Annotated in this window: 17 protein-coding genes and 1 pseudogene; 8 read left to right on the plus strand and 10 right to left on the minus strand. The window is 31.3% G+C overall.

Annotated features, from left to right (window positions below):
- Genes H2280_RS00730 through H2280_RS00745 form a run of 4 tightly spaced genes read left to right on the plus strand, consistent with a single transcriptional unit; the run spans position 1 to position 4,406 of the window.
- Complete coding sequence (locus H2280_RS00730; RefSeq protein WP_137623329.1) at positions 1–2,271, plus strand: hybrid sensor histidine kinase/response regulator; 2,271 nt, start codon at positions 1–3, stop codon at positions 2,269–2,271.
- Positions 2,272–2,275: 4 nt separating this feature from the next.
- Positions 2,276–2,800 (plus strand): chemotaxis protein CheW, encoded by a 525-nt coding sequence (locus tag H2280_RS00735; RefSeq protein WP_137621902.1) that lies wholly within the window; start codon positions 2,276–2,278, stop codon positions 2,798–2,800.
- Positions 2,800–3,423 carry a phosphoserine phosphatase SerB gene (gene serB / locus H2280_RS00740; protein WP_337215385.1) on the plus strand — a complete coding sequence of 208 codons (624 nt, stop codon included), beginning with the start codon at positions 2,800–2,802 and terminating at the stop codon, positions 3,421–3,423. Before H2280_RS00735 ends, serB begins: the two co-directional genes overlap by 1 nt.
- Entirely contained in the window at positions 3,423–4,406 is a 984-nt protein-coding gene (locus H2280_RS00745) for a transaldolase (protein WP_337215386.1), read from the plus strand. The genes serB and H2280_RS00745 overlap by 1 nt, the downstream gene beginning before the upstream one ends.
- Here H2280_RS00745 and H2280_RS00750 read toward each other — a convergent pair.
- The 10 genes from H2280_RS00750 to H2280_RS00795 all read right to left on the minus strand — a co-directional run bounded on the left by H2280_RS00750 (position 4,392) and on the right by H2280_RS00795 (position 14,249).
- Entirely contained in the window at positions 4,392–4,814 is a 423-nt protein-coding gene (locus tag H2280_RS00750; protein WP_137623332.1) for a Sua5 YciO YrdC YwlC family protein, read from the minus strand. The two genes, H2280_RS00745 and H2280_RS00750, sit on opposite strands and share 15 nt — an antisense overlap.
- Positions 4,815–4,822: 8 nt before the next feature.
- A complete protein-coding gene (gene carB, locus H2280_RS00755; RefSeq protein ID WP_337215387.1) occupies positions 4,823–8,092 on the minus strand; it encodes a carbamoyl-phosphate synthase large subunit in 3,270 nt (1,089 codons plus the stop codon).
- A 101-nt stretch (positions 8,093–8,193) separates the two neighbouring features.
- On the minus strand, positions 8,194–8,943 hold the full coding sequence (gene mreC / locus H2280_RS00760) for a rod shape-determining protein MreC (protein ID WP_337215388.1): 750 nt from the start codon (positions 8,941–8,943) through the stop codon (positions 8,194–8,196).
- A complete protein-coding gene (locus tag H2280_RS00765) occupies positions 8,933–9,973 on the minus strand; it encodes a rod shape-determining protein (RefSeq protein ID WP_337215389.1) in 1,041 nt (346 codons plus the stop codon). Before H2280_RS00765 ends, mreC begins: the two co-directional genes overlap by 11 nt.
- A gap of 14 nt (positions 9,974–9,987) precedes the next feature.
- Positions 9,988–11,211, minus strand: a complete 1,224-nt coding sequence (gene clpX, locus H2280_RS00770) for an ATP-dependent Clp protease ATP-binding subunit ClpX (protein WP_171000066.1) — start codon at positions 11,209–11,211, stop codon at positions 9,988–9,990.
- Complete coding sequence (gene lpxA / locus H2280_RS00775) at positions 11,211–11,996, minus strand: acyl-ACP--UDP-N-acetylglucosamine O-acyltransferase (protein ID WP_337215390.1); 786 nt, start codon at positions 11,994–11,996, stop codon at positions 11,211–11,213. The genes clpX and lpxA overlap by 1 nt, the downstream gene beginning before the upstream one ends.
- On the minus strand, positions 11,996–12,436 hold the full coding sequence (fabZ, locus tag H2280_RS00780) for a 3-hydroxyacyl-ACP dehydratase FabZ (RefSeq protein ID WP_137623338.1): 441 nt from the start codon (positions 12,434–12,436) through the stop codon (positions 11,996–11,998). The genes lpxA and fabZ overlap by 1 nt, the downstream gene beginning before the upstream one ends.
- Before the next feature lie 78 nt (positions 12,437–12,514).
- A complete protein-coding gene (locus H2280_RS00785; RefSeq protein ID WP_337215391.1) occupies positions 12,515–13,588 on the minus strand; it encodes an epoxyqueuosine reductase QueH in 1,074 nt (357 codons plus the stop codon).
- Positions 13,588–14,046: a thioredoxin-dependent thiol peroxidase gene (bcp, locus tag H2280_RS00790; protein WP_337215392.1), complete on the minus strand. Its 459-nt coding sequence runs from the start codon at positions 14,044–14,046 to the stop codon at positions 13,588–13,590. The genes H2280_RS00785 and bcp overlap by 1 nt, the downstream gene beginning before the upstream one ends.
- Complete coding sequence (locus tag H2280_RS00795; protein WP_137623341.1) at positions 14,043–14,249, minus strand: tautomerase family protein; 207 nt, start codon at positions 14,247–14,249, stop codon at positions 14,043–14,045. Before H2280_RS00795 ends, bcp begins: the two co-directional genes overlap by 4 nt.
- Positions 14,250–14,489: 240 nt before the next feature.
- On the opposite strand from H2280_RS00795, the gene H2280_RS00800 reads away from it, so the two are divergent.
- The 4 genes and pseudogenes from H2280_RS00800 to H2280_RS00815 form a co-directional block, all read left to right on the plus strand.
- The gene (locus H2280_RS00800; protein WP_137623342.1) at positions 14,490–15,557 is read left to right on the plus strand and encodes a prohibitin family protein; all 1,068 of its coding nucleotides are present in this window, start codon (positions 14,490–14,492) and stop codon (positions 15,555–15,557) included.
- Between the two features lie 19 nt (positions 15,558–15,576).
- Complete coding sequence (locus tag H2280_RS00805; protein ID WP_137623347.1) at positions 15,577–16,107, plus strand: DUF2393 family protein; 531 nt, start codon at positions 15,577–15,579, stop codon at positions 16,105–16,107.
- Positions 16,107–16,616 carry a DUF2393 family protein gene (locus H2280_RS00810; protein WP_137623343.1) on the plus strand — a complete coding sequence of 170 codons (510 nt, stop codon included), beginning with the start codon at positions 16,107–16,109 and terminating at the stop codon, positions 16,614–16,616. Before H2280_RS00805 ends, H2280_RS00810 begins: the two co-directional genes overlap by 1 nt.
- 114 nt (positions 16,617–16,730) lie before the next feature.
- Positions 16,731–17,920, plus strand: a pseudogene (locus tag H2280_RS00815) (methyl-accepting chemotaxis protein); the annotation flags it as partial.

The following is a 17,920-nucleotide window of genomic DNA, read 5'->3' on the forward strand; positions in this document are numbered from 1 at the left end:
ATGGAAGATATGCAAGAAATACTTGAAGACTTTTTAGTTGAGGCTTTTGAGCTAGTTGAGCAAATCGACCATGATTTGGTAGAACTTGAATCAAATCCAGAAGATTTAGAATTACTTAATAGAATTTTCCGTGTTGCACACACAGTAAAAGGCTCTTCAAGCTTTTTAAATTTTGATGTTTTGACAAAATTAACTCATCACATGGAAGATGTTTTAAATAAAGCAAGACATGGGGAATTAAAAATCACTCCAGATATTATGGATGTAGTTTTAGAATCCATCGATAGGATGAAAACTCTACTTAACTCTATCCGTGATAATGGAAATGATACAGCTATAGGTATGGATATAGAGCCGATTTGCACAAGATTGACTGCTATTTCTGAAGGAGAATCTCCAGCTGGAAATTCAGCACCAGTAGAAGAAAAACCAGTAGAAACTCCTCAAGAAGAACCTGTGCAAGAACCAGAAGTAGATGTTAATCAATTAAGCGATTCTGAAGTAGAAGCTGAAATTGAAAGATTGCTAAAAGTAAGAAAAGCGGAAGATCAAGCACGTCGTGCGCAAAAAAAGAAAAATCCAACAACACAAGCTCCACAAAAAACAGAAAGTGGTGAAAAGAAAGTTCCAGCATCAAGTAGCGGTGGAGGTATGGATCAAACCATTCGTGTTGAAGTTAAAAGATTAGATCATTTGATGAATTTAATTGGAGAACTTGTTCTTGGTAAAAACCGCTTACTTAAAATTTATGATGATGTTGAAGAGCGTTATGAAGGTGAAAAATTCCTTGAAGAACTTAATCAAGTTGTAAGTCAGCTTAGCATTATCACAACCGATGTTCAATTAGCGGTTATGAAAACTAGGATGCAACCTATTGCGAAAGTTTTCAATAAATTCCCAAGAGTTGTTCGTGATTTAAGTCGTGAGCTTGGCAAACAAATAGAACTTGAAATTTCTGGTGAAGAAACAGAGCTTGACAAATCTATTGTTGAAGAAATCGGCGATCCAATCATGCACATGATTAGAAATTCTTGCGATCATGGGGTAGAAGATCCAGCAACTCGTGTAGCTAATGGCAAACCTGAAAAAGGTATCGTTCAGCTTAAAGCTTACAACGAAGGAAATCATATAGTTGTTGAAATTACCGATGATGGTAAAGGGCTTGATCCAAATGGCTTAAAAGCAAAAGCTATGGAGAAAAATTTGATCACAGAAAGAGAAGCAGATCAAATGACCGACAAAGAAGCCTTTGCACTTATTTTCAAACCAGGTTTTTCAACTGCAGCTAAAGTTACCAATGTTTCTGGACGTGGCGTTGGAATGGACGTTGTAAAAACCAATATTGAAAAACTCAATGGTGTGATTGAAATTGATAGCGAATTAGGCAAAGGAAGCACCTTTAAACTTAAAATTCCTCTTACTTTGGCTATTATCCAATCCTTGCTTGTGGGAACTCAAGAAGAATTTTATGCTATTCCACTTGCAAGTGTTCTTGAAACTGTTAGAGTGCCAGTTGATGATATTTATACCATTGAAGGTAAAAACGTATTACGCTTAAGAGATGAAGTTTTATCTCTTGTAAGACTTTCTGATGTGTTTGGCGTAAAACAAGTACTTGAAAGTGGTGATCAAACCTATGTTGTAGTCATCGGTGTGGCTGAAAGTAAGCTTGGTATTATAGTAGATACACTCGTAGGACAAGAAGAAATTGTTATCAAATCTATGGGAGAATACTTACAAAATATCCAAGGTATAGCTGGAGCTACAATACGTGGCGATGGTAGAGTAACATTGATCATCGATGTGGGTGCTATGATGGATATGGCTAAAGAAATTAAAGTTGATATTAAAGCCCAACTTGAAGCCAGTTCTAAAAAAGTGAAAGAACAACCAAGTGATTATAAAGTTTTAATCGTAGATGATTCTAAAATGGATAGAACTTTAATGCAAAAAGCATTAGAACCACTTGGAGTAAGCTTGATCGAAGCAACAAATGGAGCTGAAGCACTTAATATTGTAAAATCTGGTGAGCACGATATTGATGCTATGCTTATAGATATTGAAATGCCAAGAATGGATGGTTATACCTTAGCAGCTGAAATTAGAAAATATTCTAAATATCGCAATTTACCACTTATAGCTGTAACCTCTAGAACAAGCAAAACAGACCGCTTAAGAGGAGTGGAAGTAGGTATGACTGAATATATTACGAAGCCTTATTCTCCAGAATATTTGGAAAATGTGGTGAGAAAAAATTTAAAACTAGGATAAGAATATGAGTAATGAAAAATTAGAGCAAATATTGCAAAAACAGCAAACTCAGATAGCTGGTCCTGATATCGATCAAAAAGAAGATGATATTATTCAACTTGTTGGATTTGTGGTTGGAGATGAAGAATACGCTATTCCAATCCTCAATATTCAAGAAATCATTAAGCCTATAGAATATACAAGGGTTCCAAGTGTGCCTGATTATGTTCTAGGCGTGTTTAATATGCGTGGTAATGTTATGCCACTTATTGACTTAGCACAGCGTTTTCATTTGGGTAGCTCAAAAATGACTCCTCAAACTCGCTATATTGTTTTAAGGGGTTCAACTGATGCAGGTAGCAATGCTTCTGGAAATGCGGGTTTTGTCATAGATAGATTAACAGAGGCTATCAAAATTCATAGAAACCGTATTGATCCGCCACCTGAAACTTTACTTAAAGAAAAAGGTATGATATACGGTATAGGTAAAAGAGATGAGAATATCTTAACCATTTTAAAGGTTGAAGCCTTACTTAAACGTGAATTTTGATGATAAAGCTTTGTATTTTTGATTTTGATTCCACTTTAATGGATGGCGAAACTATAGATATCTTAGCTGATTCTTATGGTGTAGGTGATAAAGTAAAAAATATCACTTACACAAATTCTAACGAACAACTTGATTTTTTTGAAATTCTTGTTAAAAAAGTATCTTATCTTAAAGGCATGTCTTATACAGAAGTTTTAAAAATAGGACAAAAACTTCCATTGATGAATGGAGCCTATGAACTCTGCGAATTTTTAAAATCCAAAAACATATTTTTAGCTATTTTTAGTGGTGGTTTTTACGAAGGAATTAATCCGGCAATGCAAAAGTTAAATATTGATGTAGGTTTTGCCAATCATTTACATCATAAAAACGATATTCTCACTGGATGTGTAGGTGGAGAAATGATGTTTTTAAATTCTAAAGGACTGATGCTTCAAAAACTCAAAAAAATGCTTTGTTTAAAAAATGAAGAAGTTATGTGTGTTGGAGATGGCTTTAATGATATCGCTATGTTTGAAGAAAGTGGCTTAAAAATTGCATTTTGCGCTAATGAACTTTTGCAATCTAAGGCCGATATTTGCATAAACAAAAAAGATTTAAAAGAAATAATAAAGGCTATATAATGAAAAAATTTTCTTTGTGGTGTGATTTTATTGAAAATAGTTTTTTAGATCATGATTTTTTAAACCTATTATCTTTTGGGATTAATGGTGCGACTTCTAATCCAGCAATTTTTAAAAATGCTATTTTAAATTCTCCAGTTTATCAAAATAAAATCGCTGTTTTAAAAGGAAAAAAGGCAAAAGAAATTTATGAAGAACTTGCCATTTATGATATCAAAAAAGCTGCTGATAAACTCGCTCCTTTGTTTTATCAAAAAAATGATGGTTTTATCAGTATAGAAATAGATCCAAGATTTTATGATAATACTGCCTTAAGTTTAGGAGAAGCAAAAAAGCTTTATACAGCCATTGCTAAAGAAAATGTTATGATTAAAGTTCCAGCAACCAAAGCTTCTTATGAAGTCATGTATGAACTCATGAAAAATGGTATCAATGTCAATGCGACGCTGATTTTTTCACAAGAACAAAATAAACAATGCTTTGAAGCTCTTAATCAAGGTTTAATAGAATTTAGAAAAACTCATGCCCATTTAAAAGGAAATCTAAATACTCCAAAAGCTGTAATCAGTATCTTTGTGAGTCGTTTTGATAGACTCTTAAATGCAAAAGCAAAAGAACAAAATCGCATAGGCATCTTAAATGCAAATTTAGCTTATAATTACATTGTAAGTCAAAATGAACCTAATATCCGCGCACTTTTTGCTAGCACTGGAGTAAAAGGCGATGATCTGCCAAAAGATTATTATATCAAAGAACTTCTTTTTGAAAATAGCGTAAATACCGCTCCACTTGATGCCATTAAAGCTTTTGATTGGAAATTTGATTTTAAAAATCCACTGGATAATACAGAAATTAAAACACAACTTGATCAAATAATCGCAGAGGATGAATTGAAACAATCTTATGATGTTTTATTGAAAGAAGGTTTAGAACAATTTTGCATAGCTTTTGAGGAAATTTTAAAAGCTTTATCGGATTTTTAACTTTTTACTCCCTCTGATTTTTAATATTTTAGAGGGAGTGCTTTCAAAAAAAACTTTATCTAAAATCACATCAGCTACACTTTTAGCCCAAATTTCATCAAATTTCTTTCCATGTTTATTTGCAGAACTCGAGTAAAAAAAACCATTTTGAAATAAAAATTCAGCATGCTTACAATCTTTAACAATACGGATGGCTTGATTATTAGGATAAATAAAAGTAGTTTTCTTAGCACGACGCACCAAATTTTTAAAACCTTTTGGCACCCTTGTGAGATTTTGCAACTCGCTAAATTTTGCTGAAGTGATAAGACAAGGCTTATTTTTAGCCCTGCCTTTTAAGGCATTTATTTCTTCTAAATTTTTACTTAAAAAACCAGCTGTTGTATCTGTTTGCGCTAAATAGATCATAAAATATTTTAAACTTTTAAGTGCTCTTGTAAGCTTTTTATTTCCAAATAAGTTTTTCCTTGTATAGCTTTGATCGACTTAGCACCCGCTAAAGCGGAACGTAAATTAGTAAAATATGGAATTTTAAAGCGTATGATATTTTCACGGATTTTTTTTGTATCTCCTTGAAAACTATGACTATCGCTTGTATTAATCACTAGATTAATTTCACCATTTTTTAATTTATCCTCAACATTTGGACGACCTTCAGAAATTTTATGTACAAGCTCACAGTTAAAGCCATTCGCTTGTATTTCTTTACAAGTTCCACTCGTTGCCATTAACTTAAAGCCTAATTTAGTATATTCTGCAGCCATTTTTTTAGCATACTTTTTATCTTTTTCTTTTAAAGAAATAAATACAACTCCGTTTTCTGGCAAATGATTAAACGATGCAATTTGACTTTTTGCAAAAGAATTAGCAAAATCTTTACTAATTCCCATTACTTCACCAGTAGAACGCATTTCAGGTCCAAGTTCTAAATCACTACCGCTTAGTTTTGCAAACGGAAAAACCGCTTCTTTTACGCTAACATATTTTAAAGCTTTAGGTTGTAAAATTTTACGTGTAAAATCAATAATTTTAAAACGATCGTAAAATTTTAAAGCTTCTTTTAAATCGCCTTGCCACATCACACGTGTTGCTACTTTAGCTAAAGGAAGACCTGTAGCTTTACTGACAAAAGGCACAGTTCGACTCGCTCTAGGATTAACTTCTATGATATAAAGTTCATTATTGTAAATAGCAAATTGGATATTTAAAAGTCCAACAACACCCAAATTTAAAGCTATATCTGCTGTTTTTTCTGCAATTAAATTTTGCATTTTTTCATCTATATTGCAAGGCGGCAAAGAACAAGCACTATCACCAGAATGAACTCCTGCTTCTTGGATATGCTCCATAATTCCAGCAATATAAACATCTCTTCCATCGCAAATTGCATCCACATCAATTTCTGTAGCATTGTCTAAATATTGATCAATTAAAACCGGACTTTTATCACTTACGCTTACCGCTTCTTGCATATAAATTCGAAGTTCGGATTCATTGCTCACTACACGCATGGCTCTACCACCCAAAACATAACTTGGGCGAACTAAAACCGGATAACCAATTTCACTCGCTTTTAGCACGGCTTCTTCTACGGTAATTGCTGTCGAATTTTTAGGCTGATTAATGCCTATTTTTTCAATAAATTCAGCAAATTTTTTCCTATCTTCAGCCATATCAATCACTCTTGCGCTTGTGCCTATAATTTTTGCACCAAAAGCACTAAGACGCTTAGCAAATTTTAATGGAGTTTGACCACCAAAATGTACAATAATTCCATCAGGTTTTTCTCGCTCAATAACAGCTCTTAAATGTTCAAAATCAATAGGTTCAAAATATAAAATATCACTCGTATCATAATCAGTTGAAACAGTTTCTGGATTACAATTATACATAATGGTTTTTATGCCCATATCTTTTAAGGCAAAAGAAGCATGCACACAAGCATAATCAAATTCTATCCCTTGTCCTATACGATTTGGCCCACCCCCTATAATCATAACTTTTTTTTCTTTTTTATCTCTTGATTCTTGCTTACTTTGAGTTAATTCACTCACATTGATACTAGAATAAAAATAAGGAGTTAAGGCTTTAAATTCACCTGCACAAGTATCCACTTCGCTAAATTCTGCTATGATTTTATGTTTCATTCTTGCATAATAAATATCATTTTGACTGAGTTCTAAATTATCTTTTAAATTAACTTGCAAGGCGATCATCTTATCAGAAAAGCCCATAGTTTTTGCTTTTCTTAAAAGAAATTTATCATTTAAAATATCCATATCGATTTGTTTTTCAAAATCTACAATTTCTTTAATTTGAGCTAAAAACCAAGGATCTATACTGCTTAACTCATAAAGCTCTTCTATATCAAATCCTTCTCTAAAAGCTTGTGCAACATAAAGCAATCTTTTTTCATTAGGATTGCGAATTTTAAATATAAGATCATTCTTATCTTCAAATTTAATCTCATCAAATCCACTTAAAGATCGCTCTAAAGAACAAAGTGCTTTTTGAATACTCTCTTTAAAAGTGCGACCTATGGCCATCACTTCACCTACACTCTTCATTGCTGTGCCTAAAGTTGTATCTGCGTTTGGAAATTTTTCAAAAGTAAAACGAGGAATTTTTGTAACAATATAATCAAGCACAGGTTCAAAACTAGCCGGAGTTCCTGTGATATCATTTTTTATTTCATCTAAGGTAAAACCAACCGCTAAAAGAGTCGCTACTTTTGCTATAGGATATCCCGTTGCCTTACTTGCTAAAGCACTCGATCTTGAAACTCTTGGATTCATTTCTATCACTATCATTCTGCCATTTTTTGGATTGACAGCAAATTGCACATTTGAACCGCCAGTATCCACTCCGATTTCACGTAAAATAGCAAAGGAAGCATTTCGCATAACTTGATATTCTTTATCAGTTAAAGTAAGGGCAGGTGCCACGGTAATACTATCGCCCGTATGCACCCCCATAGGATCGACATTTTCTATACTGCAAACAATAATACAATTATCATTTTTATCGCGTATAACCTCCATCTCATATTCTTTCCATCCAAGCAAACTTTCTTCTATAAGAATTTCATGTATAGGAGATAAAGCTAAGGCCATATTAGCAAGTTCTTTAAATTCATCCATATTATAAACAACACCACTTCCAGCGCCACCTAAAGTATAAGAAGCACGGATCATTAAAGGAAAACCAATTTCATCAACAGCTTTTAAGGCCTCATCATAATTATACGCATACATCGATTTTGGCAAATCCATACCAATTTTTTTCATGCACTCTTTGAAAACTTGACGATCTTCGCCTTTTTTAATCGCTTCAGGATTTGCCCCTAAAAATTTCACATCTCCTAAAAGTCCGCTTTCATAAACTTCCATAGCGACGTTAAGTGCTACTTGCCCACCCATAGTAGGTAAAATAGCATCAATTTTTTCTTTTTTAATAATATTTAAAATATTTTCTTTTGTAATAGGTTCTATATAAGTTGCATCTGCAAATTCTGGATCTGTCATAATCGTCGCAGGATTAGAATTAATAAGCACTATACGGTAACCTAATTCTTTCAAGGTTTTAGCTGCTTGAGTCCCAGAATAATCAAACTCGCAAGCTTGACCTATCACAATAGGACCACTTCCTATAAGTAAAATATTTTTTATATCGGTTCTTTTTGGCATAAATCCTTCCTAAGTAGCGTAATTTAGCCCTAATTATAACAAATTTTACATTGAGTTTTAATATATTTTTTTTAAATTTCTAGAAGAAAAAATATCTTTAATCATACACTATCGACAATATAAAGATAAGCAGGGATATTGATTTTAACATAAGGTTTTACCACAACGCTTTTATAAATTTCTCCATCGCTAATTGCCACTACTTTGCCCACTGGAACATCTGAAAAAAATATATTATCAAGCCCACTGGTTAAAATTTCATCTCCTATATGTATTTTGGCAGATTTTGCAATAAAATTAACCACAACCTTACCATTTTCACCTTGAAGAAGTCCTGGAATTTTATCTTTTCCTATATAAACTGCAAAAACACATTTTTCATCACCTTGCAAAATTGCCATAACTCTATCATTTTTATTGATAGCAATACCCGCTGTATATCCTTGATAGATTAAACCTTTATTTTTATCAGGTGGAACTCTAGCAAAATCAAGCCATAATCTCTTATAATCATTTAAGCTTACATAAGAAATAGCTCTTGTTAAAGAAACTTGAGGTAAATATTTGGTTGAATTTTTATCTTCTAAAATTCGGTTGAGTTGATTGGCAAAGCTTGTAGTTAAAACTGCCATATACTCTAACTCTTGATTTCTAGCTTTTAGTTTTTCGATTTGTTCTGCTTGATTAAAATGCTTAGAAAACTCTTCGGAAATAAAATCCTTAATTCCATAAAATTTTTCTATAACTACATCATTTACAAAAAGAACATTTTTTTTAATTAACCCTCCATAATAAAAAGATATAAAGATTAAAAAAAATAAAATAAGAATAAAAATAAGTTTATTCTTCATTAGTTAGCTGTTGCAAAATTGAAATTTCTTCTAATGCTTTACCCGTTCCCTTAGCAACAGCTAAAAGTGGTTCATCGGCAATATATACTGGCAAACGAACAATTTCTGAAAGATATTTATCAAGACCACGGATTAAGGCTCCTCCGCCAGTTAAAACAACTCCATTTTCTACAATATCACTTGCTAAATCAGGTGGCATCATTTCAAGAACCATTTTTAAGGCATCTGCTATTTCTTTAAGCTGCTCTCTCATTGCCTCTCTAATATCTTCACTAGTAAGTTCTATACGACTTAAAAGCCCACTCACTTGATCTCGACCTTTAACTACCATAGAAAGCTCTTTTGGAAGTTGAATAGCTGAACCTATTGTGATTTTTATCTCTTCACCTGTTCTTTCTCCAATAATTAAATTATATTTTTCTTTAACATAATTTACAATACTCATATCCAATTTATCACCGGCTGTTCTGATTGACTTTGAAATCACAAGTCCGCCTAAAGAAATTACCCCTATTTCTGTCGTTCCACCACCAATATCTACAACCAAACTTCCCTTAGGTTCATCAATAGGTAAATTCGCTCCTATAGCTGCTGCCATAGGTTCTTCTATTAAAAATACCTCTCTAGCTCCAGCACTTAAAGCACTTTCTCTAACCGCTTTTCTTTCAACTTGAGTTAAACCATAAGGAACTGAAATAATAATTCTAGGGCGTAAAAAAGACTTTCTTCTGTGTGTTTTTTCAATAAAATATCGGATCATCTTTTCAGTAATGTCAAAATCAGCAATCACTCCATCCTTCATTGGACGAATTGCTTCTATATTGCCAGGAGTTTTGCCCACCATATCTTTAGCTTCTTTTCCTACGGCTAAAATTTTGACTTTAGCTCCGTATTTTTCACGTTCAACTGCAACAACAGAAGGCTCATTGATAACAATGCCCTTATCTTTAACCAAAATAAGAGTATTAGCCGTTCCAAGATCTATACCCATATCACTCGAAAAAAATCCTATAAGTTGATCTAAAATCATTACATTCCTTTATTTTAGCTTATTTTCTTTTTAATCAATAATGCTTTAGCATTATCTCTTACAACTTCTTTTGTAATAATAATATCATAGTTTTTATATTCTGGTAATTCAAACATTAAATCCACCATCATTTCCTCTATAATACTCCTAAGTCCTCTAGCACCAGTTTTTCTTTCTAAAGCCAATTTAGCAATTTCTTTTAAGGCTTCATCTTCAAATTTTAAATTCACATTATCAATTGCAAAAAGTTTTTGATATTGCTTAACAATAGCATTTTTTGGCTCTGTTAAAATTCTTACCATATCATCTTCATCAAGTTCATTTAAAGATGCTATAACATGCAAACGCCCGATTAATTCAGGTATAAGGCCAAAATGAACTAAATCATCCGGTTCGATTTTATCAAGTAAGGCTTTATTTTCTTGAGTATTATCATCAAAAAAACCTACAACTTTATCACCTAACTTGCGTTTTAATATAAGATCTAAGCCATCAAAAGCTCCACCGCAAACAAATAAAATATTTGATGTATCTATTTGGATAAAATCTTGATTAGGATGCTTTCTCCCACCTTTTGGAGGAATATTTACAAGGCTACCTTCTATGATTTTAAGTAAGGCTTGTTGTACCCCTTCTCCGCTTACATCTCTAGTTATAGATCGATTCTCACTCATTCTTGCAATTTTATCAATCTCATCAATAAAAACAATACCTTTTTGAGCACGTTCAACATCTCCATCAGCAGCCTGTAAAAGACGTGTAAGTATATTTTCAACATCTTCACCAACATAACCCGCTTCAGTTAAAGACGTTGCATCACAAATTGCTATAGGCACATCTAAAAATTTGGCCAAAGTTTGTGCAAGCAAAGTTTTACCGCTTCCAGTTGGACCGACCAGTAAAATATTTGATTTAAAAAGCTCTGTATCATCTCCGTCGAGTTTTGATCTAAATAATCTTTTATAGTGATTATAAACACCCACGCTAAAAACTTTTTTAGCTCTTTCTTGCCCGATCACATAACGATCAAGATACTCTTTTAAAATTTTTGGCGTCATATCATTAAAATTAATATTGTGCCCTTGCTCACTTTCTTTAGTCTCTTTTTCTTCTCCAAAAATAATATTATAAGCTGCCTCAACACAACACTCGCAAATAAAAGAATTATGATCACCATTTTCCAAAATTCTTCTTTGAGAATTTTCAAATTCATTACAAAAACTACATTTTCTAGGCATTATTTTTTACCTTTATATACTGGAATTCCACGCTTTGTTGTCAAAATAAAATCACACATTTTTTCAACATTCTCACTTTGTGTGTTTTCAAGAAGCTCTTGGGCATTATCTTTTAAATTCCCTTTTCTAAATAGAAATTTAAAAGCTTTATTTAAAATATCCACTTCATCTTTATCAAAACGGCGGCGTATGCCTACTAAATTTAAACTTCTAATGCTAGCACGATTTCCTTCAGCTAAACAAAAAGGAACGATATCTTGAGATAAAGCACTCGCACCTGCGATCATACAACTTTCTCCTACTTTTACAAATTGATGAATAGGTGTTAAACCTCCAACGACGCAAAAATCTCCAAGTTCCACATGACCTGCTAGAGTTGCGTTATTGGCTAAAATTATATTATGACCCAAAATGCAATCATGTGCGATATGACAATAAGCCATGATAAAAGCATTATCGCCTATACGTGTAAAGCCATCTCCTTTTATTGTGCCCGAATTAATAGTTACAAATTCTCTTATGGTTGCATTTTTACCTATAATAACACCACTTTTTTGCTCATCTTTATAAGAAATATCTTGAGGAATATCGCCCACAATAGCATAAGAAAAAATTCTAGAATGATCTCCTATTGTTGTATCCGAAAGAATTCTAGCTCCCTGTTTTATGGTAACATTATTTCCTATTTTTGCTTCTTTACTTACATATGCATAGGCTTCAATTGTAACATCTTCACCAAGAATTGCACCTTCTTCTACCACTGCACTAGGATGAATTTTTGTCATTACTTATCCACAATCATCGCTTTAAGTTCGGCTTCTGCAACTAAATTTTCATCCACAAAAGCTTGACCTTTAAAAACCCACATATTACCACGATTTTTCACCACTTTCATTTCATAATCAAGTCGATCTCCTGGACGCACTGGATTTCTAAATTTTGCTCCATCAATGCCGGTAAAATATACAACTTTACTTTTAGGATCTACCTTATCATCCATACTTTCAAAAGCCAACACTCCACCCGTTTGTGCCATTCCTTCTAAAATTAAAACACCTGGATAAATAGGATGATCCGGAAAATGACCTAAAAAAACAGGATCACTAATGCTGATATTTTTGTATCCTTTAACTATCTCATTTTTCTTTAAATCAACAATTCTATCGACCAATAAAAAAGGATATCGGTGTGGTAAAATTTCTTGAATTTGCGATACATTTATCATTTAAAGCCCTCATGTGTTTTCTTCTATGAAAATTAAAATTTTACAAAAAAAATACTAACAAAAGCATAAAAATTATTTTTAAATTAAAAGAATTTTTTCCTCTGTATCAAAATAAATTTCACTTTTGGCACAAATTTCATAACGACCTTGATGAATTTGATCTAAGATAATCACGGGAGAGAGATTATAAGAATTAAATAATTTGTGACGCAAATTGATTTCTTGATTGATTTTTAAAGGCTTATTTAAAAACTCTTCAAAAGTCTTAAATTTATTTTTTAATAAAGAATTAAAATATTTAAAACTCCAAAAATTAATTTCATCTTTAAAACTGACATAAAAATCGACTTTGTCTTCTTCTATGCTCAATTTTGTATAAGAATTTTTAAAATGAGAATAAAATAAAATATATGATTTAATTGGTTTTTTATCCAATTTTACTAAAGCGTTTAAAAGTCGGTAATTTAAAAATTTATCTCTTTTGATTTCAAATTTTTTTCCTTTTTTTTCAAGAGTTTTAATTTTTTTATAAAAAGCTATTCTAGATTCTATACTTGCGGGCAAAATTTGTCCATTAATCGGAGACATCAATTCATCAATAAAACTTTTATCCTGCTTTTGTTTTTTCAGTCCATAAATACACCCGCAATAATTTTGATGATAAAGTTTTTGTTCTTTAGCTAAAGCAAATTGTCTTTGCGTTCCTCCATTTTTACGAAAATCTGGAGCTAAAAATTCTATACCGTAAGGTTCACATTCTTTTTGTAAAGCGTTTTTTAATTGTTCTAAATCTTTTTTTGGGCTTGTTAAAAGCGTAGTGGTAAGTTTTTTTTGTCCTAATTTAGCGGCAAATTCTACGCTAGATCCCATTCTTAAATCAAAACAAATCTTACATCTTGCACCCTTCTCTGGCTCATCTTCAAATCCACGCACAGCATTGAGCCATTTCTCATACTCATATTCACCTTTATAAAGCTTAATTTTTAGCTTCTCGCAACTTCTTTTAACATCTAAAAATCGCAATTCATATTCACTTAAAGGATGGATATTAGGATCATAAAAATAACCTATAATTTCTTCCTTAGGATAAGCCTTTCTTAGCTCTTCTATAAAATAGTGACTATCTACGCTACAACAAATATGTACAAGCATTAAAGACTTTCAAGCACTTTTAAAGCATGATCTTTTACGCGAACATTGCTATAAATTTGCATAATTTTTCCATTTTCATCAATCACAAAAGTCGAACGTATAATGCCTTCGTATTCTTTGCCGTAATTTTTTTTAAGCCCCCAAGCTCCATAAAGTTTTGCCACTTCTTTTTCACTATCACTCAATAAAATATGTTTTAAATCAAATTTAGAGATAAATTTTTCATGAGTAGAGGTGCTATCTGGACTTACTCCTAAAATCACAGCATTTTTATCGCTAAAACGATCATAATTTTGACTAAAATCACACGCTTCTGTTGTGCAACCTGGGGTATTATCTTTTGGATAAAAATACAAAATCACTTTTTTTCCGATAAAATCTTTGAGTGCTATTTTAATTCCATCTTGATTTAAAAGCTCAAATTCGGGAGCTTTGTCTCCTATTTTTAAATCACTCATTTTGCAGCCTTTGCTTTAATTTGCTCTACACTCTCTCCACCAAATCCTATATCATAATTTTCTACATCTTCTATCATTACAACTACTCTTTCTTTATTTTTATTATATTTTGTGCTTAAAAGATGAGTAATATCAGCTATAAGTTCAGCTTTTTTCTCCTTGCTTAATGCGGGTTTAGCTAATTTTATATTTACAATTGGCATTTTTTCTCCTTTTAATTTTTGTAATTATTTCAAATTTAATAAAATAAAACAATACTAATTATTGTAAAATCTGTAGTTATTTTTATAAAAATTTCAAGCTTTACTAAATTAAATCAAGCTTAATTCTTAATTATTTGCATTTAATGCAACCGAATTTAAAATATTATTAAAAGTTTATTGTTAGTTTATTTTTGATAGAATTGAGTCCTAAATTTTTAAAAATCAAAATTAAGGAAAAAAATGCCAGCTGATTTAAATGATTATTTTAATAAGAAAAATAAAAATTCCAATGAAAATAATCAAAAAAACTTTAATTTCAAAATGTCTGATTTTAAATTTTTTGGAAAAATTTCACCCTTTGTCTATACAATAGCAATACTAATCATATTTATTATACTCATCAAACCTTTTGTGGTGATTAACTCTGGAGAAATGGGGATCAAATCAAATACAGGTAAATACGATCCCGAACCTATCGCTCCAGGACTTCATTTTTTCTTACCTTTTATTCAAAAAATCACTATTATTGATACAAGAATACGACAAATCAATTATGCATCTTTTGAAGGTGCTAATGAAAATTTAAGTTCTGGATCAGGCGTTATCAATAAAAACAGTATTTCTGTTTTAGACTCAAGAGGACTTCCTGTATTTATAGATGTAACAGTGCAATACCGCTTAAACCCTTCTCAAGTACCACAAACCATTGCCACTTGGGGATTAAACTGGGAAAATAAAATTATTGATCCTGTAGTGCGTGATGTTGTAAGAAGTGTCGTAGGAAAATATACAGCCGAAGAATTGCCTACTAATCGTAATACCATAGCAGCACAAATTGAAGAAGGGATAGGAAAAACCATATCTGCTCAACCAAACAAACCTGTTGAACTTCGTGCAGTTCAATTAAGAGAAATCATCTTGCCTTCTAAAGTAAAAGAACAAATAGAACGTGTTCAAATTGCCAAGCAAGAAGCAGAAAGAGCAAAATATGAAGTTGAAAGAGCCAATCAAGAAGCATTGAAAAAAGCGGCTTTAGCAGAGGGTGAAGCAAATGCAACTATTATCAGTGCTAAGGGTAAGGCCACAGCTGTTAAAATTCAAGCTGATGCGCAAGCTTATTCTAATAAAGAAATCGCCAATAGCTTAAATAATTCTTTATTGACTTTAAAACAAATAGAAACACAAAAAGAATTTAACGAGGCTTTAAAAATCAATAATGATGCTAAAATTTTCTTAACGCCTGGCGGAGCTGTGCCTAATATTTGGGTTGATACCAAAGATGCTAAAAAACAAAGTTCCTTTCAATAATTTTTAGGAAAAAACGGTGATAGAAAAAATAAGAGAAATAGTGCTTTTTTATACCACTCATTTATACTTGGTAGATTATATGCTCATTTTGTTTATTTTTTTTCTTTTCACTGGAGTTTCGCTTTTATGTGTTTTTTTACGCCATAGACCAGTTATAGCGCTTTTTATCATTGCTTTAAATTTAATTTTTTGCTTCATAGTCTTTATTTTTGGATTTAAAATAATAGATCACGAGGCAAGAAGTAGAACTCTTGAAATTATATCTCAAAGAATGCTACATACCTCTGGAGATTTAATTGTTGATTTTAATATAAGCAATACCTCAAAACATGATTTTAAAGAATGTAAAATTACAACAAAAATTTTTAAAAATGTCTCGCCAAAAGATAATTTTATCAATCGATATAAAAATAAATTTATACCTTATAGACAAAAAAGTGCTGAAGTAAAAAACTTAAAGAAAAATACAACTCAATTTCAAAGAGTTGCCTTTGAGAATTTTCAATATGAAAATAACTTCACCATACATCTAGCTTCAGAGTGTTTTTAATGCAACTTACAATTTATCACTTATTCGCTTTTATTGTTATAATTGTTTGTTTTGTTTTAATTTGTGTTTTAATTTTTTTAAAGATAAAGCAAAAAGAAATAGCTTTAATGGCTTATACCATCAATACTATTTTTTCCGCATTATTGATTTACTCTATTTTTTTAACCATCAATCAATTTACCGTTCAAGCTAAACTTGATAATTTATCCTATACTAGAGATTTAAGAAATGAAAGCGTTATCATTAATGGAAAAGTAGAAAATTTAACTCGATTCAATATTAAAAAATGCTATTTAATGCTTAATATATTCAACAAACAACATGTAAGTGGAGATATTTTTGACGATAAAAATATCCGAAATGCTAAAATGAAAAATATGAGTGTTTCTTACACTATAGAAATTATAGATAATCTTCCTGGAAATACTTACAAAAATTTTTCAGCTTCAGTGCCATTTCCACCAAGCTTTAATGATGTAGAATTTTATCATACTTTTAAATGTTTTTAAAATAAAATTCACTATTAAGTATTTATTATTACCTTTTAATTATTTTTTTTAAAATAAATATAGATATTATATCCATTTGCAAAATTTAAATTATTTTTACGAAAGGATTAAAAAATGTTTAAATCTTTAAATATTGGCACGAAACTGATTTTATGTGCTGCCATAAGCATCATCATAGGATTAGCAATAATGATTTTTTTCATATCTTTACAAGTCTCTTCAAATATGGAAAAACAAGCTGAAGAAGCCATTACAATAGCTTCAAAAAGATATATAAACTATATGCAATCTGCACTTAACGAGCCTATAGTGCTTTCAAATACTACAGATATGGTGATTCAAGATATAATAAAAGATGATGGACAAGTTAATACTAACATAGTGCAGAATTTAATTAAAAATACTTTAGATGGTAGCGTTCATACCACTTATGCTTTTTTATATTTAAAAGATCCTTCAATACTTACTGGCGGCGATAAAGACAAATTCTTAAATAAAGACGGCACCTTATCAATGATTTTTTATGATTCAACTCTAGGAAGTGCCGGTGGAATAAAAATAACTCCTTATGAAAATCTTTATCAAAGTGCTCTTGTTTTGCAAAAACTTGAAAAAAATGCCGATTTTAATAATCCTCATGTTGAATTTGGAAAACCTATGAAATTAAACTATGGGCATGGCGAATTCCTAGGAATAAATTTTGCTGTACCGCTTTTCAATAAAAGTGGAAAATATATCGGATCTTTAGGTTTTTCTCTAGAATTTTCAGAAATGTCTAAAACTTTATTGGATCCAAAATTAAATTTTCATGAAGGCGATCAAAGAATCCTTTTCTCGGATGATGCAAGATTTATTATACATGAAAATCCTAAAGCACTTTTAGAAAAAATAAGTGATTATAATCATTCTCCTTCTGTTAAACCTATCGTAGAAGCGATTAAGGGGCATAAAGATTTACTTATAGATGATTTTCTTACTTCCACAGGATTTTTAAGCTATGCTTCTGTGGTATCCTTTAGCACACCTAATGATTCAAGTCACTGGAGTATATTAGTAACAACACCGCGTTCATCAGTTTTAGCTCCCGTATATAAATTACAATTTTCTATTATTATAATTGCTATTATCTTTTTAGTGATAGTTTTAGGCGTTATTTATATTTGCGTTAGAAAAATAATAAGCAGTAAAATCAGTATGACTTTGCATTATTTACAAAATTTCTTCCGCTTCTTAAATCATGAAACTAAAGATGTTCAAACTATAGAAATCCATAGCAATGACGAATTAGGACAAATGGGCAAAAT

Origin of the sequence: Campylobacter sp. 2457A (assembly GCF_020135895.1) — a bacterium.
Taxonomy (GTDB): domain Bacteria; phylum Campylobacterota; class Campylobacteria; order Campylobacterales; family Campylobacteraceae; genus Campylobacter_D; species Campylobacter_D taeniopygiae.